Origin of the sequence: Streptomyces caeruleatus (assembly GCF_001514235.1) — a bacterium.
Classification (GTDB): Bacteria; Actinomycetota; Actinomycetes; order Streptomycetales; family Streptomycetaceae; genus Streptomyces; species Streptomyces caeruleatus.
Genome location: NZ_KQ948934.1, coordinates 342339 through 362883, shown reverse-complemented (window position 1 = coordinate 362883; position 20545 = coordinate 342339). Strand labels below are relative to the sequence as shown.

At 72.1% G+C, this 20545-nt stretch carries 19 protein-coding genes; 8 read left to right on the top strand and 11 right to left on the bottom strand.

All coding sequences use genetic code 11. The features are described from left to right. Positions 1 to 164 precede the first annotated feature (164 nt). Positions 165 to 1220, top strand: coding sequence for an LLM class F420-dependent oxidoreductase (locus AQJ67_RS31615; protein WP_062722753.1), 1056 nt, complete (start codon positions 165 to 167; stop codon positions 1218 to 1220). A 251-nt stretch (positions 1221 to 1471) separates the two neighbouring features. Further along, the gene (locus AQJ67_RS31610; RefSeq protein ID WP_062722752.1) at positions 1472 to 2260 is read left to right on the top strand and encodes a hypothetical protein; all 789 of its coding nucleotides are present in this window, start codon (positions 1472 to 1474) and stop codon (positions 2258 to 2260) included. A 1-nt stretch (position 2261) separates the two neighbouring features. Here AQJ67_RS31610 and AQJ67_RS31605 read toward each other — a convergent pair whose 3' ends face one another. Further along, positions 2262 to 3260: a magnesium and cobalt transport protein CorA gene (locus tag AQJ67_RS31605; RefSeq protein WP_062722751.1), complete on the bottom strand. Its 999-nt coding sequence runs from the start codon at positions 3258 to 3260 to the stop codon at positions 2262 to 2264. Between the two features lie 62 nt (positions 3261 to 3322). Here AQJ67_RS31605 and AQJ67_RS31600 point away from each other — a divergent pair, with 62 nt between their 5' ends. From AQJ67_RS31600 to mshC, 4 genes are all read left to right on the top strand, one after another. Further along, entirely contained in the window at positions 3323 to 4009 is a 687-nt protein-coding gene (locus AQJ67_RS31600; RefSeq protein ID WP_062722750.1) for a histidine phosphatase family protein, read from the top strand. A 67-nt stretch (positions 4010 to 4076) separates the two neighbouring features. After that, positions 4077 to 4667: a DUF3090 domain-containing protein gene (locus AQJ67_RS31595; RefSeq protein WP_062722749.1), complete on the top strand. Its 591-nt coding sequence runs from the start codon at positions 4077 to 4079 to the stop codon at positions 4665 to 4667. After that, positions 4631 to 5449, top strand: coding sequence for an SCO1664 family protein (locus AQJ67_RS31590; protein WP_062722748.1), 819 nt, complete (start codon positions 4631 to 4633; stop codon positions 5447 to 5449). Before AQJ67_RS31595 ends, AQJ67_RS31590 begins: the two co-directional genes overlap by 37 nt. 101 nt (positions 5450 to 5550) lie before the next feature. Next, on the top strand, positions 5551 to 6780 hold the full coding sequence (gene mshC, locus AQJ67_RS31585; RefSeq protein WP_062722747.1) for a cysteine--1-D-myo-inosityl 2-amino-2-deoxy-alpha-D-glucopyranoside ligase: 1230 nt from the start codon (positions 5551 to 5553) through the stop codon (positions 6778 to 6780). A 66-nt stretch (positions 6781 to 6846) separates the two neighbouring features. On the opposite strand, the gene AQJ67_RS31580 is transcribed toward mshC, so the two are convergent. Next, the gene (locus AQJ67_RS31580) at positions 6847 to 7452 is read right to left on the bottom strand and encodes a hypothetical protein (RefSeq protein WP_062722746.1); all 606 of its coding nucleotides are present in this window, start codon (positions 7450 to 7452) and stop codon (positions 6847 to 6849) included. 53 nt (positions 7453 to 7505) lie between these two features. After that, a complete protein-coding gene (locus tag AQJ67_RS31575) occupies positions 7506 to 9242 on the bottom strand; it encodes a S8 family peptidase (protein WP_062722745.1) in 1737 nt (578 codons plus the stop codon). 310 nt (positions 9243 to 9552) lie between these two features. Here AQJ67_RS31575 and AQJ67_RS31570 point away from each other — a divergent pair, with 310 nt between their 5' ends. Then, positions 9553 to 10527, top strand: coding sequence for an SMP-30/gluconolactonase/LRE family protein (locus AQJ67_RS31570; RefSeq protein ID WP_062722744.1), 975 nt, complete (start codon positions 9553 to 9555; stop codon positions 10525 to 10527). A gap of 98 nt (positions 10528 to 10625) precedes the next feature. Here AQJ67_RS31570 and AQJ67_RS31565 read toward each other — a convergent pair whose 3' ends face one another. The 8 genes from AQJ67_RS31565 to AQJ67_RS31530 form a co-directional block, all read right to left on the bottom strand. After that, positions 10626 to 11612 carry a PAC2 family protein gene (locus tag AQJ67_RS31565; protein WP_062722743.1) on the bottom strand — a complete coding sequence of 329 codons (987 nt, stop codon included), beginning with the start codon at positions 11610 to 11612 and terminating at the stop codon, positions 10626 to 10628. A gap of 184 nt (positions 11613 to 11796) precedes the next feature. Beyond that, the gene (locus AQJ67_RS31560; RefSeq protein ID WP_062722798.1) at positions 11797 to 12468 is read right to left on the bottom strand and encodes a FadR/GntR family transcriptional regulator; all 672 of its coding nucleotides are present in this window, start codon (positions 12466 to 12468) and stop codon (positions 11797 to 11799) included. Positions 12469 to 12537: 69 nt separating this feature from the next. Then, positions 12538 to 13836: an amidohydrolase gene (locus tag AQJ67_RS31555; protein ID WP_062722742.1), complete on the bottom strand. Its 1299-nt coding sequence runs from the start codon at positions 13834 to 13836 to the stop codon at positions 12538 to 12540. Beyond that, positions 13833 to 14621 (bottom strand): nucleoside phosphorylase, encoded by a 789-nt coding sequence (locus AQJ67_RS31550; RefSeq protein WP_062722741.1) that lies wholly within the window; start codon positions 14619 to 14621, stop codon positions 13833 to 13835. The genes AQJ67_RS31555 and AQJ67_RS31550 overlap by 4 nt, the downstream gene beginning before the upstream one ends. Continuing rightward, complete coding sequence (locus AQJ67_RS31545; RefSeq protein WP_079056279.1) at positions 14618 to 15484, bottom strand: ABC transporter permease; 867 nt, start codon at positions 15482 to 15484, stop codon at positions 14618 to 14620. The genes AQJ67_RS31550 and AQJ67_RS31545 overlap by 4 nt, the downstream gene beginning before the upstream one ends. Continuing rightward, a complete protein-coding gene (locus AQJ67_RS31540; RefSeq protein WP_062722739.1) occupies positions 15484 to 16524 on the bottom strand; it encodes an ABC transporter permease in 1041 nt (346 codons plus the stop codon). The genes AQJ67_RS31545 and AQJ67_RS31540 overlap by 1 nt, the downstream gene beginning before the upstream one ends. Position 16525: 1 nt before the next feature. After that, entirely contained in the window at positions 16526 to 18049 is a 1524-nt protein-coding gene (locus tag AQJ67_RS31535) for an ABC transporter ATP-binding protein (protein ID WP_062722738.1), read from the bottom strand. Beyond that, the gene (locus tag AQJ67_RS31530) at positions 18030 to 19082 is read right to left on the bottom strand and encodes a BMP family ABC transporter substrate-binding protein (protein WP_062722737.1); all 1053 of its coding nucleotides are present in this window, start codon (positions 19080 to 19082) and stop codon (positions 18030 to 18032) included. Before AQJ67_RS31530 ends, AQJ67_RS31535 begins: the two co-directional genes overlap by 20 nt. 318 nt (positions 19083 to 19400) lie before the next feature. Between AQJ67_RS31530 and mtnA the strand changes: the two genes are divergently transcribed. Then, positions 19401 to 20453, top strand: a complete 1053-nt coding sequence (mtnA, locus tag AQJ67_RS31525) for an S-methyl-5-thioribose-1-phosphate isomerase (protein WP_062722736.1) — start codon at positions 19401 to 19403, stop codon at positions 20451 to 20453. Positions 20454 to 20545: the final 92 nt, after the last annotated feature.

Here is a 20545-nt window from a genome sequence, read left to right as displayed (position 1 = left end):
GAACCTGCCATGTGGGGGCCTGTGGATAACCAGTTTTCAGGACGGTCACCGGGCATCCGCACGGCCGTCGGGGCGACGCCCGCCACACCGGCCTCCCCGGGGGACGCCCCCCGCGCTATGGTCGGGCGCACAAGGGACGTTACTGATCGGTAAGGGGATCGGCCATGCAGCTCGGGATCAACCTCGGCTACTGGGGTGCCGGAATGGACGCGGACAACCTCGCCGTCGCGCAGGAGGCCGACCGGCTGGGGTACGCCGTGTGCTGGGCCGCCGAGGCGTACGGCTCGGACGCCGCCACCGTGCTGAGCTGGGTCGCCGCCCAGACCGAGCGCATCGACGTCGGCTCCGCCATCTTCCAGATCCCGGCCCGCCAGCCCGCGATGACCGCGATGACGGCCGCGACCCTGGACTCGCTCTCCGGCGGCCGCTTCCGCCTCGGCCTCGGCGTCTCCGGACCGCAGGTCTCCGAGGGCTGGTACGGCGTCAAGTTCGACAAGCCGCTGGCACGCACGCGTGAGTACGTCGAGATCGTCCGCAAGGCCATGACCCGCGAGCGCCTGTCGTACGAGGGTCAGCACTGGACGCTGCCGCTGCCCGGCGGCCCCGGCAAGCCGATCAAGCTGACCGTGCACCCGCAGCGCGAGCACATCCCGCTGTACATCGCCGCCATCGGCCCGAAGAACCTCGAACAGACCGGTGAGATCGCCGACGGCGCCCTGCTGATCTTCCCCTCCGCCGAGCACCTGGAGGACACGACGATCAAGTACCTGCGCGCCGGGCGCGAGAAGGCGGGCCTGACCCTCGACGGGTTCGACGTCTGCCCGACCCTGCCGCTCGCCGTCGGCGACGACAAGGACGTGGCCACGCTCGCCGACACCTTCCGCCCCTACACCGCGCTGTACGTCGGCGGCATGGGCAGCCCCAAGCAGAACTTCTACAACCAGCTCGCCCAGCGCATGGGCTACGAGAAGGAAGCCGCCGAGATCCAGAGCAAGTACCTCTCCGGCGACAAGCAGGGCGCCGCGGCCGCCGTACCGCAGGACCTGATCGACAAGACCGCGCTGCTGGGTTCCGTGGACCGCATCGCCGACCGGATGAAGGCCTACGCCGCGGCCGGGGTCACCACCCTGTCCCTCGCACCCGCCGGCTTCACTCTCGACGAGCGGCTCGCCTCGCTCCGCGCCGGCACCGAGGCCCTGGAGCGCGCCGGGCTCGCGTAGCACACGCCGGCACCGGACGCCGTACAGCCTGGGGAGTTTTCAGCGGCCGTGGTGGGGGCTCGGGGGTCTTCCCCGCCACGGCCGTCACGCAGCACAACGCGCGCGTGCCCCACCCGGTTACGCCCCCGTCGTGACCCCGGTGGTCATTCTTTTGGCGGAGTTGTCCGACACAGCTGTTGCAGCACCTCTCTCGCCGCATTTGACTCGTTCTCTGCGGAATCCTGCGGCGTCCTGCAGAGAGGTGCCCCACGATGCTTTCGGCCAAGAGTCTGTTCCAGGAGATCATCGACAACGACGAGTCCTTCCGCCTGTTCTGCTCCATCGCGGCCAGCGGCGAGTCCCAGGGCGGCTGGGAGAACGCGCGGATCGCCGCGCTGGTCCCGCAGAGCGAGCGTGCTCTCGCGCCCAAGATCACCCGGCACGGGGCGGACGAGGACAAGCACGGGCGGATCTTCAACGCCCTGATGAAGAAGCGCGGCCTCCAGCCCGTCCCCGTACCGCCCGAGACCGACTACACGATGCTGCTGGAGCAGCACGGCATCGGCCTCGCCCACGACCGGCTCAAGGCCGACGAGGCGCTCACCGTCCAGGACGTCGTCACCTACCTGTCGCACAGCCGGGTCACCGAGCAGCGCGCCTCCGAGCAGATGGACCTGCTGCGCAAGCACTTCGCCGACCATCCCGTCCTCGGCCGCGCGGTCAGGATGATCTCCGACGACGAGGACAACCACCTCGCCTACTGCCACGAGGAACTCCTGCGCTTCGCCGCCCAGGGGCACGGCCGGGCCATCCAGCGGACGCTGCGCGAGTGCGCGCTCGCCGAGATCCGGATCTACCGGGACGTCAGCCTCGCCGTCATGGCCCACATGGGCCGCGTCCTCGGCTGGTCCCGCCCCAAGGCGGCCGTGCTCGCCGCGGGCATCCACGCCGTGTACGCCTGGGAGCGGCTCGGCGGCTGGCGGCGCATGGTGTCCCTGAAGTTGCCCGAACGCCGTGACGCCCTCGGCGGACCGGCCACCTCCGCGCCCGAGTTCGCCTGACCTACAGCCAGCCCCGGCGTTTGAACAGCCGGTACAACAGCACCTCCAGGGCGACCATGCCCACGATCAGCAGCGGGTACGAGCCCGCCCAGCGCAGCTCGGGCATGTGCTCGAAGTTCATGCCGTAGATCCCCGCGATCATCGTGGGGATCGCGGCCATGGCCGCCCACGCGGAGATCTTCCGTACGTCGTCGTTCTGCCGGACGCTCGTCTGCGCCAGATGCGCCGCGAGGACGTCCGAGACCAGCCGGTCCAGGCCCTCCACCGCCTCGTTCACACGCGTGAGGTGGTCGCTGACGTCACGGAAGAAGGGCTGTGCCTTGTCGTGCACGAAGGGCACGCGCGCGCCGATCATGCCGGTACCGGCGAGCCGGGACAGGGGCTGTGCGAGCGGGCCGGTGGCTCTGCGGAACTCCAGGATCTGCCGCTTGAAGGCGTAGATCCGGGACGCCGTGTGCCGTGAGCCGCCGCCGATCGGCGAGAACACCTCGGCCTCCAGCTCCTCCAGGTCAGTGCCCAGTTCGCCCGCCACCTCGACGTAGTGGTCGACCACCGCGTCGGCGATCATGTACAGCACCGCCGTGGGACCGTGCCGGAGCATCTCCGGCTCGTGTTCGAGACGGTTGCGTACGGCCCCCAGCGGCGCCTCCTCGCCGTGCCGGACGGTCACCACGAACGAGTCGCCGATGAAGACCATGACCTCCCCGGAGGAGACGATGTCGCTCTTCGCCTCGTAGCCGACCGGCTTGAGGACCATGAACAGCGAGTCGTCGTAGACCTCCAGCTTGGGCCGCTGGTGCGCGTTCAGGGCGTCCTCCACGGCCAGCGGGTGCAGCCCGAACTCGTCGGTGACCTTGTCGAACTCCCTCTCCGTGGGCTCGTACAGGCCGATCCAGACGAACGCGTCGCCCCGCAGACGGCACAGATCCAGGGCGTCGGAGAAGTCCGCGGGCCCCTCCGTCCGGCGCCCGTCCCGGTAGATGGCGCAGTCGACGATCACGGGGCGTATTCTCCCGCCATCCCCTCGCGGGCGCACCCGGTCGTATGCCTACGCTGGGCCGCATGCCGACGTTGATCCTGGTCCGCCACGGACGATCCACCGCCAACACCGAGGGCCTCCTCGCCGGGTGGACGCCCGGCGTCGCCCTCGACGAGCGCGGGGCCGCGCAGGCCGCCGCACTGCCCGGACGGCTCGCCGCGCTGCCGATCTCCGAGGTCGTCGCCAGCCCGCTGCAGCGCTGCCAGGAGACGATCCGGCCGCTGCTGGAGGCCCGGCCGGAACTCACCGCGCACACCGACGAACGGATCGGGGAGTGCCACTACGGCGACTGGTCCGGCCGCAAGCTCGCCGAACTGGGGGACGAGCCGCTGATGGAGGTCGTCCAGGCCCACCCGTCGGCCGCCGCGTTCCCCGGCGGTGAGTCGATGCGGGCGATGCAGACCCGGGCGGCCGAAGCCGTACGGGAGTGGAACGCGCGCGTGGAGCGCGATCACGGCGCCGACGCCGTGTATCTGATGTGCTCGCACGGCGACATCATCAAGTCCCTCGTCGCGGACGCACTCGGACTTCATCTCGACCTGTTCCAGAGGATCTCCGTCGAACCGTGTTCCATCACCGCGATCCGCTACACACGCCTGAGGCCGTTCCTCGTACGCCTCGGCGACACCGGTGATTTCGCCTCCCTCGCCCCGCGCGAGGAACCGCCGGCCGGCGACGCGACGGTCGGGGGCGGCGCGGGCGCACCGTGATCGTCCGGCGCAGTAGGGTGAAGCGGTCGAAGCAGCGCTGTACTCACGATTCCAATGGAGACAGGACGTGTCCCGTCAGGTGTTCCTCTACGACCCCCCGGACCGCTTCGTGGCCGGTACGGTCGGACTGCCCGGGCGCCGTACGTTCTTCCTCCAGGCCACCGCGGGCTCCCGGGTGACCAGCGTGGCCCTGGAGAAGACCCAGGTCGCCGCCCTCGCCGAGCGCATGGACGAACTGCTCGACGAGGTCGTACGGCGTAGTGGCGGCAGCGCCGCCGTCCCCGCCATGCCGCCGAGCGAAATCGCCGACACCGCCCCGCTGGACGCCCCCGTGGAGGAGGAGTTCCGCGTCGGCACCATGGCGCTGGCCTGGGACGGCGAGGAGCAGCGCATGATCGTCGAGGCCCAGGCCCTCGTGGAGCTCGACGCCGACTCCGAGGAGGACCTCGCCGAGGCCGAGGAACGCCTCCTCCAGGACGAGGAGAACGGGCCCCCGATGCTGCGGGTCCGGCTCACCGGCGCGCAGGCGAGGGCCTTCGCCAAGCGCGCCCTTGACGTCGTCAACGCGGGGCGGCCGCCGTGTCCGCTGTGCAGCCTCCCGCTCGACCCGGAAGGACACGTATGTCCGCGCCAGAACGGATACCGCCGCGGAGCGTGACCCCGGTGGAGCTGCTCACCGAGGGTGAGCTGACTGTGCGCGGACGCATCCGCGAGGCGTCCAACGCGGCGCTGTTCTGCACGGTCGCGCACGAGGGGCAGGAGGCGTCCTGCGTGTACAAGCCGGTCGCCGGTGAGCGGCCGCTGTGGGACTTCCCCGACGGCACCCTCGCGCAGCGCGAGGTCGCCGCGTACGAGGTCTCCGAGGCGACCGGCTGGGGGCTCGTACCGCCCACCGTGCTGCGCGACGGGCCGTACGGCGAGGGCATGGTGCAGCTGTGGATCGAGGTGACGCCCGAGGCCGAACTGCTCGCCCTGGTCGACGGCGAGGAGCCCGAGCCCGGCTGGAAGGCGATCGGCTTCGCCGAGGTCGGCGAGGGGAGGACCGCCCTGCTGGTGCACGCCGACGACGAGCGGCTGCGGCGCATGGCCGTCCTGGACGCGGTGATCAACAACGCCGACCGCAAGGGCGGGCACCTGCTGCCCACCGAGGGCGGCCGGCTCTACGGCATCGACCACGGCGTCACCTTCAACGTCGACGACAAGCTGCGGACCCTGCTGTGGGGCTGGGCGGGCGAGCCGCTGGCAGGCGAGGCCGTCGAGGTGCTCGGCGCCCTGCGGGAGGCCCTGAAGGAGGGCGGCGACCTGGCGGTCCGCCTGGCCGGGCTGATCACCGCGGCCGAGGTGGAGGCCACACGCGCGCGCGTGGAGGCGCTGGTGACGTCCGGGAAGCATCCGCAGCCGAGCGGGGAGTGGCCGGCCATTCCGTGGCCGCCCGTCTAGCGGGACACTGCATGAAGTGCCGTATCGCGCAAGAAGGCCTTACCGGCCATCCGGCCTGGTCCGGTTCGTATCCGGAACATCCGTCCGGTTAGGCTCATGACATGTATGCCTGGCCCGCTTCTGAGGTCCCCGCCCTGCCCGGTGAGGGCCGCGACCTGAGGATCCACGACACCGCGACCGGCGGTCTGGTCACCCTCGACCCCGGTCCCGTCGCCCGTATCTACGTCTGCGGCATCACGCCGTACGACGCGACCCACCTGGGTCACGCGGCGACCTACAACGCGTTCGACCTCGTGCAGCGCGTGTGGCTCGACACCAAGCGGCAGGTCCACTACGTCCAGAACGTCACCGACGTCGACGATCCGCTCCTGGAGCGGGCCGAGCGGGACAACATCGACTGGGTCGCCCTCGCCGAGAAGGAGACCGCCCTCTTCCGGGAGGACATGACGGCCCTGCGCATGCTGCCCCCGCGGCACTACATCGGCGCGGTCGAGGCGATACCCGGCATCGTGCCGCTCGTGGAGCGGCTGCGGGACGCCGGAGCCGCCTACGAGCTCGACGGGGACATCTACTTCTCCGTCGAGTCCGACCCGAACTTCGGCAAGGTCTCCGGCCTGGACGCCGCCGCCATGCGGCTGCTGTCGGCCGAGCGCGGCGGCGACCCGGACCGTCCGGGCAAGAAGAACCCCCTGGACCCGATGCTGTGGATGGCCGCACGGCCCGGCGAGCCCAGCTGGGACGGCGGTTCGCTCGGCCGTGGCCGGCCCGGCTGGCACATCGAGTGCGTCGCCATCGCCCTCGACCACCTCGGCATGACCTTCGACGTCCAGGGCGGCGGCTCCGACCTGGCCTTCCCGCACCACGAGATGGGCGCCTCGCACGCCCAGGTGCTGACCGGCGAGTTCCCCATGGCCAAGGCGTACGTCCACGCCGGCATGGTCGCCCTGCACGGCGAGAAGATGTCCAAGTCCAAGGGCAACCTGGTCTTCGTGTCGCAGCTGCGCCGCGACGGCGTCGACCCGGCCGCCATCCGCCTGGCCCTCCTCGCCCACCACTACCGGGCCGACTGGGAGTGGACCGACCAGGTGCTCCAGGACGCCCTCGCCCGCCTCGACCGCTGGCGTGCCGCCGTGTCCCGACCCGACGGCCCGCCCGCCGAGGCGCTCGTCGAGGAGATCCGCGAGGCCCTCGCCAACGACCTGGACGCCCCGGCCGCGCTCGCCGCGGTCGACCGCTGGGCAGCCGCACAGGAGGAGAGCGGCGGCACGGACATCGGCGCCCCCGGTGTCGTGTCGCGGGCCGTGGACGCCCTGCTGGGTGTCGCCCTCTGATCACCGGAGCATGAGAGAGGGGCGCTTCCCCACGGGAGGAAGCGCCCCTCTTCGTTCACCCGCCGGTCAGAGCTTGCGGATCTGGATGCTCCGCAGGATCTGCGGCGAGCCGCTGTCCCAGACGCCGATCACCTGGTGGCCGAACGCGAAGGCCTCCTGGACCTCGTCGTGGGTCTGCGGGTTCGGGTGGTTGAGGACCCGGAACACGTTGTTCGGGAAACGCAGGAAGAGCTGCTGCGGTTGCCCCGGCAGCGGCTGCACGATGTCGATGTAGCCGTTCGCCACACCGGCCTGGAGAGCCTGGGACTGCACCTGCTGGGTGACCTGCTGCAGCGCGGCCTGGGTGACCTGCTGCACCAGCTGCATCACCTGCTGCTCGACCTGCTGTTGCTGCTGGTCGCCCTGGTGCTGGCCCAGCTGCTGCAGCAGCTGTTGGAACGGCTGCTGCTGACCGAGCTGCTGGAGCTCCTCCAGCGAGCCGCCCATGCCGTAAGGCTGCTGCTGGCCGAGGTTCTGCTGGCCGAGGTTCTGCAGGCCGAGGTTCTGCGGGCCGGGGCCCTGTGGGCCGTAGCCCTGCTGCTGCCCGAACGGCTGCTGCTGGTAGGGCGACGTGCCGGGGAACTGCTGGCCCTGCTGTTGTCCCATGTGACTCATCTGCGGGGTGGTGCTCATACGGGTGTCACCTTCCCTTGATGTGATGGGTTCCCTTGCTGTGATGGGCTGCGTCAGCCGGTGATCACCAGGCCGACGATCTCGTCGTCCGAGAACCACACTCGGACTTCGGGCCGTCCCCCCGCGAAGGCGGTGTGGACCGCCTGGCGGATCTCCGGGGACGGGTGGTCGAGGTTCCGCCAGCCGCCGGCCACGAACAGCCGGAGCCTGGGCGGAAGTTCGCGAGGGTAGGGCAGGAGCTCGTCCCAGTAGCGCTCGGCGAGGCCGGAGCCGACCGCCTGCGGCACCAGACGGTTGACCGCCGCCTTGATGTCGGGCCGGTTGCCGATCCGCTGGGAGGCGGGCCGACCGGGCGCGTCCTGCTGCGGGGAACCCGTCGCCCGCAGCACCGCACGGGCCCGCTCCGGGGTCAACGGCGGCTGGCCCGCGGCCTTGAGCATGCCCTGCAGCGCGGCCAGCGCGCCGACCACGACCGGGGAGGCGGACGACGTCCCCGAGAACGTGTCGGTGTACCAGGTGATCTCCTCGGGCCCGCCCTGAAGATCGCCGGGCCGGTCCCAGAAGCCGCCGGTCGTCGTGACCTCGCGCCCCCAGCCCTGCGCGTCCACGCGGGCGCCGTAGTTGGAGAACGCGAGCCGTGAGCGGTCCGGGCCGTGGTCGCGGCCGTGGGTGCCGGGCGGCGGTGCGCCCGCGCCGACCAGGACCGCGCCGGAGGGCGGGTTGGACGGGTTGAACGGGTTGCGCCACGACTCGGGGAACCCGTCCGGGCGGCGCTCGTAGACCGCGTCGTCGAGCGACTCGGCGCCGTTGCCCGCGGCGGCCACCACCAGGACGCCCTTGGCGGTGGCGTAGCGGACGGCGGCGAGGTCGTCCGGCCACCATTCGAGCGCGATGTAGCCGCGCTGGTCGTCGCGCCCGGCGTACTCGAACCGGGGTCCCGGGCGGTGCAGTTCGATCAGCACGATGTCGCCGGGGCCCAGCCGCTCGGCCGCCGCGTGGATCGCGGGCGCCGTGCCGATGCCCTGGAAGGAGGCGGCCGCGGTCACCGTGTCGGGAACGATGCCGGTGATGCCGTACTCGTTGCGGTCGCCGCCGATCACCCCGATCACGGCGGTGCCGTGGTTGCGCCAGGCGAGGTCGGTCAGCGGGGTGCCGACGACGACGCCGGCCAGCTTGGCGGCCAGGTCCTCGTGGCCCAGCTGCCAGGAGCCCTCCACGTCGATCACGGTGACGCCCTGACCGGTGCCGCCGGGCCGCCGCCACGCCCAGTGCGCGTCGACGCCCTCCGGGGCGGGCCGCAGATAGCCCTGCCGGCCGCTGAAGTCGGGCGTGACCGGCGCGCCCTCCTTCAGGCGCCCGCTCTCCTCCCCGGCCTGCCCGATCGAGGCCGGCACCGCGCCCGGCTTCACAAACGCCGTGTCGATCCCCGGCAGCGCGGCGATCCGGGCCCGCAGCTCCTCGGTCCGGCTCTCCCCGCCGCGCACCCGGTAGAACAGCGCCAGGTCCGGCACGTCCTCGGCGCCGGTCTGCGGGGCGGCGGCCTGCGACAGCCGCTCCTCGCTGCCGAACAGCGGCTCCAGCGCGAGTTGTTCGTCGCTGAGGAACATGTCGAGGGCCGACACGTCGGCACCGGCGGCCGACCGGACACCCTGGGCCCGGGCCCGCAGCCGGGCCTCCGGACGGGCGACGACGATCAGCTCCTGCTCGGCTCCTCGATAGGTGAATCCCGCTCCGTCGGGCCCCGGCCCGGACGCTCCCGGGCCCTGCGCCGGCTCTGCCTGGTCGGTCATCGTCTGCCGCTCCCTTCGGTTCCAGCGGATACCAAGTGCGGGTGGTGCGGCGCGCCTTCGGTGGACAACCAAGCACGCCCGGCCCGGTCCGTCCAGACTTATTTCGCCAACTCGGTTTGGAACAAGTTGAATTGGGCAACGTGTGCAATCCGGAGCGAAAGAGATGTCACGGCCCAATCGGGCCAGATGTGTCCAGTCGCTGTCGAGAGGCTGTCTACGGCTGCGGAGGCGCCCGGCGTGTGGTGGGGTGGAGGAGTCAGTTGACCGTTGGACCAGCTGCCCGCCGGTCCTGTCAGCGGAAGGACGCACAGTGGCCCCCGAACACCGCTCCTTCGCACCTCACCCCACCCGCCGCAGACTCCTCACGGCCGGCGCCGCCACCGCCGGTGCCGTGCTCGTCGGAGCGGCCGGCACTCCCGCCACCGCGGCCGGAAAGACCCGGCCCGCCGTGATCCACCTCCCGAACGGCTTCCGCCCGGAGGGCATCGCCGTCGGCGGCGGACCGTACGCCTACCTCGGCTCGCTCGGCGACGGCTCGATCTACCGCGCCGACCTGCGCACCGGCGAGGGCCGCATCATCTCGGCCGGACCCGGCACACCGTCGGTCGGCCTCAAACTCGATCACCGGGGACGCCTGTTCGTCGCCGGACGCGGCCAGGGCGCCCGTGTCGTGGACACCCGCACCGGCGAGATCCTCGCCTCCTACGTCCTCACCACGGCGGCCCCGACCTTCGCCAACGACGTGTTCCTGACCCCGCGCACGGCCTGGTTCACCGACTCCTACCAGCCCGCGCTGTACGCCCTGCCGCTCGGCCGGCACGGCGAACTGCCGGACGCGGACGACGTCGTGACGATCACCCTGAGCGGCGACTGGAGCCAGGTACCCGGCGAGGTCGTGAACGCCAACGGCATCACGAGCACCCCCGACGGCTCCGCCCTCCTCGTCGTGCAGTCCGGGGTCGGCGGCCTGCACCGCGTCGACCCGCGCACCGGCGTCACCCGGCTCGTCGACCTCGGCGACGCGGCCCCGCTCACCAACGGCGACGGACTGCTGCTGACCGGACGCACGCTGTACGTCGTCCAGAACCGGCAGAACGCCGTCGACGTGTTCCGGCTCGCCGCCGACGGCCGCAGCGGCGCCTTCCAGCGCCGTGTCACCGACCCGCTCTTCGACGTACCGACCACGGCGGCCGCGTACCGGGGCCGGCTCTACCTGCCCAACGCTCGCTTCACCACGACACCGACACCACAGACGACGTACGACGTGATCTCCGTGCCCGCGTGACGATCCGCCCGGATGACTCGTCCGGATGACTCGTCCGGATGACTGAGGAGGGCGGTGCGCAGTCCGCGCACCGCCCTCCTCTGAGCCGTTCCGGTCGTTCAGTCGTCCGACGACTCGTCGTCGTCCGTGTTGCCCGGCTTCGGTGGCTTCGGCGGCTTGGTGCGGCCGCTCGGATTGTCCCTGAGGAAGGGGCCGGGGGACTCTCCGCCGTCCGCCGTGGCGTGCCCGCCGGGCGTCGGACCGCCGCCGTCCCGGCGCCGCAGATACCGCTCGAACTCCCGGGCGATGGCCTCGCCCGACGCCTCCGGCAGCTCCGCGGTGTCCCGGGCCTCCTCCAGTGACTGCACGTACTCCGCGACCTCGCTGTCCTCGGCGGCCAGCTGGTCCACGCCGACCTGCCAGGCGCGCGCGTCCTCGGGCAGCTCGCCCAGCGGGATACGCACGTCGATCAGGTCCTCCAGCCGGTTGAGCAGGGCCAGCGTCGCCTTCGGGTTGGGCGGCTGCGAGACGTAGTGCGGTACCGCCGCCCACAGCGACACCGCCGGGACCCCGGCGTGTGTGCACGCCTCCTGGAGGACGCCGACGATGCCCGTCGGGCCCTCGTACTTGGTCTCCTCCAGGTCCATCCGCTGGGCCAGGTCCGGGTCGGACGTGGTCCCGCTGATCGGGACCGGACGCGTGTGCGGGGTGTCCCCGAGCAGGGCGCCCAGGATGACCACCAGCTCCACGCCCAGCTCGTGCGCGAAACCGAGGAGCTCGTTGCAGAACGAGCGCCAGCGCATGGACGGTTCGATACCGCGCACGAGTACGAGATCACGTGGCTTGTCGCCGCCGACGCGGACCACCGACAGCCTGGTCGTGGGCCAAGTGATCTTGCGGACGCCCGCGTCCATCCACACCGTGGGGCGGTTCACCTGGAAGTCGTAGTAGTCCTCGGCGTCCAGCGCCGCGAACACCTCGCCCTTCCACTCCCTGTCCAGATGCGCGACCGCGGTGGAGGCGGCGTCGCCGGCGTCGTTCCAGCCCTCGAACGCGGCCACCATGACCGGGTCGATCAGCTCGGGAACCCCCTCGAGCTCGATCACCCAGTGCCTCCTTCCGACGTGCCCTCGCCTGACCACACAACCTTACGGCGTGCGGCGGGGGCGCCCGCAGCCCCCTTGCACGGGGGAGTGAACGGATCACTGCCCCGTTCGTCACCGGGGAACACCCCGCGATCATCCGAGCCCTTGTTCGCGCCCCGGCCCACCCCGCGGCCCCCTCCCCGCGTCACAGCGACGACCGGAGCCACTGCTCCACGCTGGCGATGTGCACCGTCGCCCACGACCTCGCCGCCTCCGCGTCCCGGTCCCGCAGCGCCGCCAGGATCGCCCGGTGCTCGTGCAGGGTCCGGCTGACGGCGTCCTCCTGCGTCAGCCCGCGCCAGATGCGCGCCCGCGTCGTCGGCCCCGACAGGCCGTCCAGGAGCGAGCACAGCACGGAGTTGCCCGAACTCTGCACGATGCCCCGGTGGAACTCCAGGTCGCAGGCGACGAGCTCCTCCACCGAGGGGGCGTCGCCGAGCTTGTCCAACTGGTTCGTCAGCGCGCTCAGTTGCTGCTCGCTGATCCGGGACGCGGCCATCGCCGTGGCGGCCGGCTCCAGGATGCGGCGCACGGCGAGGAACTCCAGCACCGTGTCGTCGCGGTGGAAGTCGACGACGAAGCTCAGCGCCTCCAGCAGCAGCTGCGGATCCAGGCTCGTGACATAGGTGCCGTCGCCCTGCCGTACGTCCAGGATCCGGATCAGCGACAGGGCGCGCACGGCCTCCCGCAGGGAGTTGCGGGACAGGCCGAGGTCGGCGGCCAGCTCGCTCTCCTTGGGGAGCCGGTCGCCGGGGCGCAGCGCGCCGGAGACGATCATGCCCTTGATCTTCTCGATCGCCTCGTCGGTGACTGCCATGGCCGCCCTCCCGTCGTTCAGGATGTCGTGCGAGACATCCGACGTCTCCCGCCACATTATGCGGCCTGATCAGACGACTGCCTCCAGGTCCGCGATCACCGCTTCCTCGTCCAGCGTCGTCAGCGCCCGGTCCCTCATCAGCACCCGTCCGTCGACGACCGTGTCCCGCACGTCCGCCGAGTGCGCCGCGTACGCCAGCGTGGACCAGGGATCGTGCAGCGGACGCAGATGCGGCGCGCTCAGGTCGAGCACGATCAGGTCGGCCCGCTTGCCGGTCTCCAGCGAGCCCAGCTCGTCCCCGAGCCCCAGCGCCCGCGCCCCCTCGATCGTCGCCATGCGTACGGCCCGCTCGGCGCCGACGGCGGTGGGGTCGCCGCCCGCCTTGTGCACCAGCGCCGCCTGCCGCAGCGCGCCCAGCACGTCCAGGGTGTTGGAGCTGACCGCGCCGTCCGTGCCGAGCCCGACGGTCACTCCGGCGCTCAGCAGCCGGGGCACCGGCGCGATGCCGCAGCCCAGCTTCAGGTTGGACACCGGGCAGTGCGCGACGGACGTGCCGGTGCGGGCCAGCGCCGCGATCTCCGGCCCGTTCAGCTCCACGGCGTGGGCGAGCAGCAGATCGGGGCCGAGCAGCCCGAGGGAGTCGAGCAGTTCCACCGGGCGTTTGCCGTACCGCACCTCGACGGTGGCGACCTCGGTCGCGTTCTCGGCGGCGTGAATGTGCAGCAGCGCCCCGAACTCCCGGGCCAGGGCGGCGATCTCGGTGAGCTGGGCGGGGGAGAGGGTGTAGGTGGAGTGCGCGAAGACGACGGGACGGACGCCGTGCCGGGCCGGTCCGCGCGCCTCCAGGTCCCGGCGGGCCCAGGCCAGCCGTTCCTCGTGGGCGAGCTTGTCCGGCGGCTCCGGTACGTCCATGAAGGTGGGCCCGGTCAGCAGCCGCCAGCCCGTCTCGCGGGCCGCCCGCTCGGCCGCCTCGTGGAACCAGTACATGTCCAGCGCCGAGGTCACCCCGGCCCGTACGCTCTCGGCCACCGCCACCCGCACCGCAGCCGCCACGTTCTTCGGCGCCAGCAGCTGGGACTCCCACCGCAGCACCCGCTCCAGGAACCCCTGGAGGGTGACGTCGTCGGCGCGGCCGCGCAGCAGGGTCATCGCGAGGTGGGTGTGGGTGTTGATCAGGCCCGGCAGGACGAGACAGCCCGCGGCGTCAATGACCTCCCGCGCTGTGAACCGCGTACACAGCACCCCGGCGGGGCCGACGGCGACGATCTCGCCCTCCCGCACGGCGACCGCCCCGTCCGGTACGACGGTTCCGGCGTCGTCGACGGTCAGGACGTCACCGCCGCGCACCAACAGGTCGACCGTGCTCACGCCCCACCGCCTTCCGGGCGGTCGGCGGCGTACTCCTCCGAGAGCAGCCGCAGCGCCTCCAGCGACACCAGGGCGCCCCGCTCCACCCCGGCCGCGACGACCTCCCGGTGCGGGTTGTACCCGCCGGTGGCGTCCTCGTCGACCAGTTCGTCGGCGTTGGCGCCGTCCACGACCAGCACGCCCCCGGCGACCAGCCCGCGCAGCGAGGCCGTCACCAGCAGCGCCGACAGTTCCATCTCGATCGCCGCGAGCCCGGCACCGTCGTACGAGAACAGCGGCAGCGGCCCCGGCTGGAACGCCGCCCGCGTCCACACGATGCCCCGGTGGTGCCGGGCGCCCACCTCGCGCGCGGCCCGCTGCAACGCGAGCACCGCCTCGGGGGCGGCCACCGCCGGGTACTCCGGCGGCAACAGCTGCTGGGTGACGCCGTCGTCCCGTACGGCCGCCTCCGCGATGACGAGGTCGCCGTCGCCGATACCCGGCCGGATCGCACCCGCCGTACCGAACCGCAGGAACGTGTGGATCCCCGCGTCCGCCAGCTCCTGGAACATCAGGATCGCGCCCGGCCCGCCCACCCCGTGCGAGGCGACGGTGACCGGCACGCCCTTCCAACTCCCGCTGAACACACGGTACTCGCGGTGGTGGGACACCTCCTCGGCACCGTCCAGCAGGGCGGCGACGGCCGCCGCGCGCGCCGGGTCGCCGACGACGAGCGCGTGCGCCGGGAGGCCTGTGCGGGGTATGCGGGTGACGGGCAGCAGGTCCTGGCGCGGGTCCTGGGTCATGTGGCGGCTCCGGAAGGGCGGGTACGGCGACGGCGGCGGGCCGTCGTGAGGAACAGGGCGCCGAGCGTGACGACGTACGGCGCGGCGTCGGTCGCCTGCTGCGGCAGACCGAGGCCCTGGAGACGGAAGCCGGCCGCCTCCGCGAGGCCGAACAGCAGGGCGGCGAGCAGGACGCCGACGGGCGCGGCCCGGCCGAGCATGACCGCGACGACCGCGATCCAGCCCCGGCCGGCCGTCATGTTCTCGGTGAACAACGTGACGTTGCCGAGGGCGAGTTGGGCACCCGCCAGCCCGCACAGGACGCCGGAGACCAGGATCGCCCCGTACTTGTACCCGACCGGGCTCACCCCGAGCGTCGCCGCCGCGTCGGGAGCCTCGCCGACCCCGCGCAGCCGCAGCCCCCACACATGTCGGGACAGCAGCACCGCGGCCACGCCGACCGCAGCCCAGGACAGATACGTCAGCGGGGTGAAGCCACCGACCAGCGGGAGCCCGGCGAGTGACGGGTCGTCGAAGGTGCCCTGGACGCCGAAGACCGTACGCAGCAGGAAGCCGGTCAGGCCGACGGCCAGCAGGTTCATGGCCACGCCGAGAACGACCGCGTCCCCGCGCAGCGTCACGGCGCCCACGGCCAGGATCAGCGAGTACGCGGCCGCCGCGAGCGCCGCCGCCAGCACGCCGAGCCAGGCGCTGCCCGTGAACCAGCTGGTGGTCACCGCGGTGAAGCAGCCCATCAGCATCATGCCTTCGAGGCCGATGTTGAACACGCCCGCCCGCTCGCAGATCGCACCGCCGAGCGCGGCCAGCAGGATCGGGGTGAGCGCGCGCAGCGCCGACAGCAGCAGATCGGAGTCGAGGAACATCACACCGCCTCCTTACGGCGGTTCAGCCGACGGCCGGGCAGGCGCAGCCGGGCCGCCAGGAACACGATCACGATCGCCTGGAGCACCTGCGTCAGCTCGCGCGGCACCTCGGTCGTCCGCTCCATCGCGAGCCCGCCGACCTGCAGGACCGCGAAGAAGAACGCGGAGACCACCGTGCCCACCGGAGCCGCCATGGCCAGCAGCGCGGCCGTCAGGCCCGTCCAGGTGTAGCCGGGCGCGGTGAGCGAGCCGTCGACGAAACGGTACGGGAAGCTCAACACCCCGATCGCGCCGACCAGTCCGGCGAGCGCGCCCGAGACGGACATCAACTTCAGGGTCAGGCCCCGGCGTTCGACCCCGGCGTAGGCGGAGAAACGGGCGTTCAGGCCGGTCATGCGTATCTCGTACCCGATGGCCGTGCGCCGATCCGTGAACCAGTACGCGGCCGCCGCGAGGACGACGAGCACCAGCCCGACGGTCACCGTCGAGTCGCCGAACGCGGGCAGCTCCACTCCGTCGGGCAGCGTCCGGGTCTGCGGAAGGCTGGAGCCGGGCTCCTTGAGCGGATAGCGGGCCAGATAGGAGGCCAGCGACACCGCCGGGTAGCTCAGCAGCAGGCTGCTGACCAGCAGCGGAACGCCGAGGTGGTTCTCGCACAGGGCGGCGAGGGCCGCGTAGGCGGCGCCGGCCGCCATGCCCGCGAGGAGCGCCAGGGCGACGCTCAGGGGCGCGGGCAGCGGTGCGTACAGGCCGGTCACGGCCGCGGTGATGCCGCCGAGCACCATCTGTCCGTCGCCGCCCAGGTTGATGAGCCGGGCCCGCAGCGGGATCGCCAGCGCGAGCGCCATGCCGAGCACGCTCGTCGTCGTGGTCAGGGTCGAGCCGATGCCGTCGGCGCCGAGCGCGCCGGTCAGGACCGCCTCGTAGGCCGTGACCGGGTCCGCGCCGGTGCCGACGAGGAACAGGGCGCCGATGACGACGCCCGCGAGCACGGAGAAGGTGACGGGGGAGCGCAGGGCTCCGGATATGCGGTCGTTCATGTCAGTCGACGGTCTCCACCTGCTTGCCGCTGCCACCCGCCATCGCGAGGCCCAGCGTCCGTTCGTCCGCCGCGTCCTTGTCGTACGTCGCCGTGATCCGGCCCTCGTACATCACCAGCACCCGGTCCGCGAGCCCCCTGATCTCGCTCAGCTCGGCCGAGACGAGGAGGACGGCGTGACCGGCGTCGCGGTAGGCGATCAGCTGGTCGTGGATGTTCTGGATCGCGCCGATGTCCACACCGCGCGTCGGCTGCTCGACGAGCAGCAGCGGGGCGTCGTGGGCGAGTTCACGGCCGATCAGCAGCTTCTGGAGGTTGCCGCCGGACAGGGCGGACGCGGACGCCTCGGGCGCCGACGCCTTGATGCCGAAACGCTCGACGAGACGCCTCGCGTGGGCGCGTACGGCCGTCGGCGGCAGCAGCCCGCGTGACGACAGGGACGTACGGTGGTGGCCCATCGCGAGGTTGTCCGCGACCGAGGCGTCCGGCGCCGTACCGACCGCGTGGCGGTCCTCGGGGACGTACGCCAGTCCCTTGAGCCGGCGTTCGGTGGCCGAGGCGTGGGTGATGTCCTCGCCCTGGAGGGCCACATGGCCGGCCCCCACCGGCCGCAGTCCGGCCAGCGCCTCGATCAGCTCGCTCTGTCCGTTGCCCGCGACACCCGCGATGCCGACGATCTCGCCGGCGCGGACGGTCAGGTCGACGTCGCGCACGGCGTCGGTGGCGAGGCCGGACACCTCCAGGACCACGTCACCCGGCGTGCCCGGCGCGTGGACGCGGTCCAGCTCGACCGCGCGGCCCGTCATCGCGGCCGCGATCTCGTCGGCCGACGTCTCCGAGGTGACCAGCCGGGCCACGACCCTGCCGTCCCGCAGCACGGTCACGCGGTCGCTGCCCTCCAGCACCTCGCGCAGCTTGTGCGTGACAAGGATCACCGTACGGCCCTCGGCGGCCAGCGACTTGAGCACCGCGAACAGGGCGTCCGCCTCGGCCGGCGTGAGCACGGCGGTCGGCTCGTCGAGGATGAGCGTCCGCGCGCCCCGGTGCAGCAGCTTGAGGATCTCCACGCGCTGCCGCAGGCCGACCGGGAGGTCCCCGACCCGGGCGTCCGGATCGACGGCCAGTCCGTGCTCCGCGGCGAGTTCCCGCACCCGGCGCCGGGCGGCCGCGCGGTCCACCAGGCCGAAGCGGCGCGGCTCGGCGGCGTACACCACGTTCTCTGCGACGCTCAGCGAGCCGAACAGCTTGAAGCTCTGGTGGACCATGCCGAGCCCGGCGGCCATGGCGTCGGAGGGGCTGGCGAAGTCGACGTCCCGTCCGTCGACACGGATCGTCCCGGCATCCGGGAGCTCCATGCCGTACAGGACGGACATGAGCGTCGACTTGCCCGCGCCGTTCTCGCCCATGAGGGCGTGGATCTCGCCGTGGCGGACGGTCAGGTCGACGGCGTCGTTGGCGAGCGTGCCGGGGAACCGCTTGGTGATTCCGCGCAGCTCGACGGCAGGTTCAGCTCGCGGCGGGGTCATCGACCGTCAGCTTCCCGGCGACGATCTGGTCGCGCAGCGCCTCGACCTGCTTCAGGACGTCCTTGTGCTCGGCGATCACGCACTTCGACGAGTCGACGCCGTCCTCCAGACCGGTCAGGCTGATGCCGCCCTCCTTCAGCCCGTACGAGACGGTCGTGCCCGTCTTTCCGGCGAGGACGGCCTCGATGCCCTTCTCCACGGCGACATCCGTGCGCTTGATCACGTTGTCGACGACCGTGCCGGGCGCGGAGAGGCACTGGTTGACGTCGACGCCGTACGCGAACGCGCCCTTGGCCTTCGCCGCCTCGAAGACGCCGTAGTTTCCGGCCGCGGCGGCCGCCATGATCTGGTCGTAGCCCTTGGCGAGCAGGGTGTTCGCCTGCTCCTTGGCGCGGGCCGAGTCGTCGAACGGGGACTGCCCGCCGACGAAGCGCGTCGAGGTCTCCGTCTTGCCGGCAACCTTCTTGGCGCCGGCCGCGAACGGGTCGCTGTAGCGGCGGAACTGGGGCGTGTCGAGGACGTCGACCGCGCCGACCTTCCCGGACTCGCTGAGCAGACCGGCCTCGGCGCCCGCGAGGAAGACGCCCTCGTGCTCGCGAAAGACCGCGCAGCTGACGTTCTTGTACGTCTTCGTGGTGCAGGCGTCGACGATCAGGAACTGCTGCTTCGGGTGCTTCTCGGCCTGCTGCGCGACGAGGTCGGCGAACTCGAAGCCGACCAGCACGACGACGTCCGGCTCGGCGTCCACGGCGGCCTGCACGTTCTGCTGCTGGGAGGCGGCGTCCGTGGACTCGTAGACCTTCTGCGACCCGTCGTGCCGCTTCGCCGCGTCCTCGATGCCGCTGACGGCGAGCTTCAGGAACTCGTTCTGCCCGACGGCGTCGGGGGTGACCAGCGTGAACGTCTTTCCGCTGCCGCCGCCCGCGCTGTCGGAGCCGTCCTTCTTGGCGGCGGCATTGCAGCCGGTGGCCGCGGTGACCACGAGCGCGGTGGTGGCGGCGAGTTGCAGGGAACGGCGGAGTCTGCGGGACATCGGGACCTTCCGGGGAAGCCGGCCGGGGGAACGGCAAGGCGCGCTCGGCGATGAACGCGTGAGGTGAGAGGGGCGACGAGAGGAGAGGCTGAGGTGGGGGCGGCTCAGCGGGGACAGCCGTCGCCGGCACAGCGGCCGAAGTCGAGGTAGCGGCGCTTGGTGAGCAGCACGCGTCCTCCTTCGTCTCGGCCTGCGGGCTGTGCGGGTGCGTGGACTGTACACCTGGCGTTCGGACGTGCGCTCCCCTGTCTCGAACTGTGGTTTCCCAAGCTCATGTACGGTTGCGGACACCCACAGGAACAGTAGGAGTGTCCTCTTATGTCCCAGGAAATCCGGTCCGGGTCCGAGGAATTGAGTGCCGTCCAATGGACCGGAGCCAGCCTCGCGCTGATCGACCAGACCGTTCTCCCGCACCGCACCGAGACGATGGACGTCCGTGACGTGGACACCCTGGTCGACGCGATCCAGCGGCTCGTCGTGCGCGGCGCGCCCGCGATCGGCGCCGCGGGAGCCTACGGAGTCGCGCTCGCGCTGCTCCAGGGCGAGCGGGAGGGCTGGTCGGCCGACGAGATACGCGCGGCCGTGGCCCGCGTCCGCGAGGCCCGGCCCACCGCGGTCAACCTCATGGTGTGCGTCGACCGCGTCATGACCCGCTTCGACGAGGGCCTCGAAGCCGTGCTGGAAGAGGCCGCCGCCGTCCAGCGCGAGGACGTCGAGGCCAACCGCGCCATGGGCGCGCACGGCGCCGACTGGCTGCTCGAACGCGTCGGTGTCGAGCGGCCGTTGCGCATCCTCACCCACTGCAACACCGGCGCGCTCGCCACGGCCGGCTGGGGCACGGCGCTCGGCGTCATCCGCGAACTGCACGCGCGCGGCCGCGTCGAGGTCGTGTACGCCGACGAGACCCGCCCCCTGCTCCAGGGGTCCCGCCTCACCGCCTGGGAACTGGCCCAGGAAGGCATCCCGCACTACGTCCAGGCCGACGGCGCCGCGGCCGGCACCATCCTGCGCGGCGAGGTCGACGCGGCGATCGTCGGCGCCGACCGCATCGCCGCCAACGGCGACACCGCGAACAAGGTCGGCACCGTGGGGGTCGCGCTGGCCTGCGCGGACGCCGGGATCCCGTTCCTCGTGGCGGCGCCCACGACCACCGTCGACCTGGCCACCAAGACCGGTGACGAGATCCACATCGAGCTCCGCGGCGAGGACGAGGTGCTGGAGTGGGGCGGCGTACGGACGGCTCCGGCCGGCTCGCGCGGCCACAACCCGGCGTTCGACGTCACCCCGGGACGCCTGGTGACCGGGCTGGTCACCGAGCGCGGGGTGCTGGAGGTGTCGGCCGGGCAGCTGCCGGGGGAGCGGCTGGGCTGACGTTCAGCGGCGCACAGGTCACGGGGCGTGGGCGGTGGGGCGTGGGCGTGGGGCGCGGGGCATGGGCCACGACCACGAGCCACCAACCATGA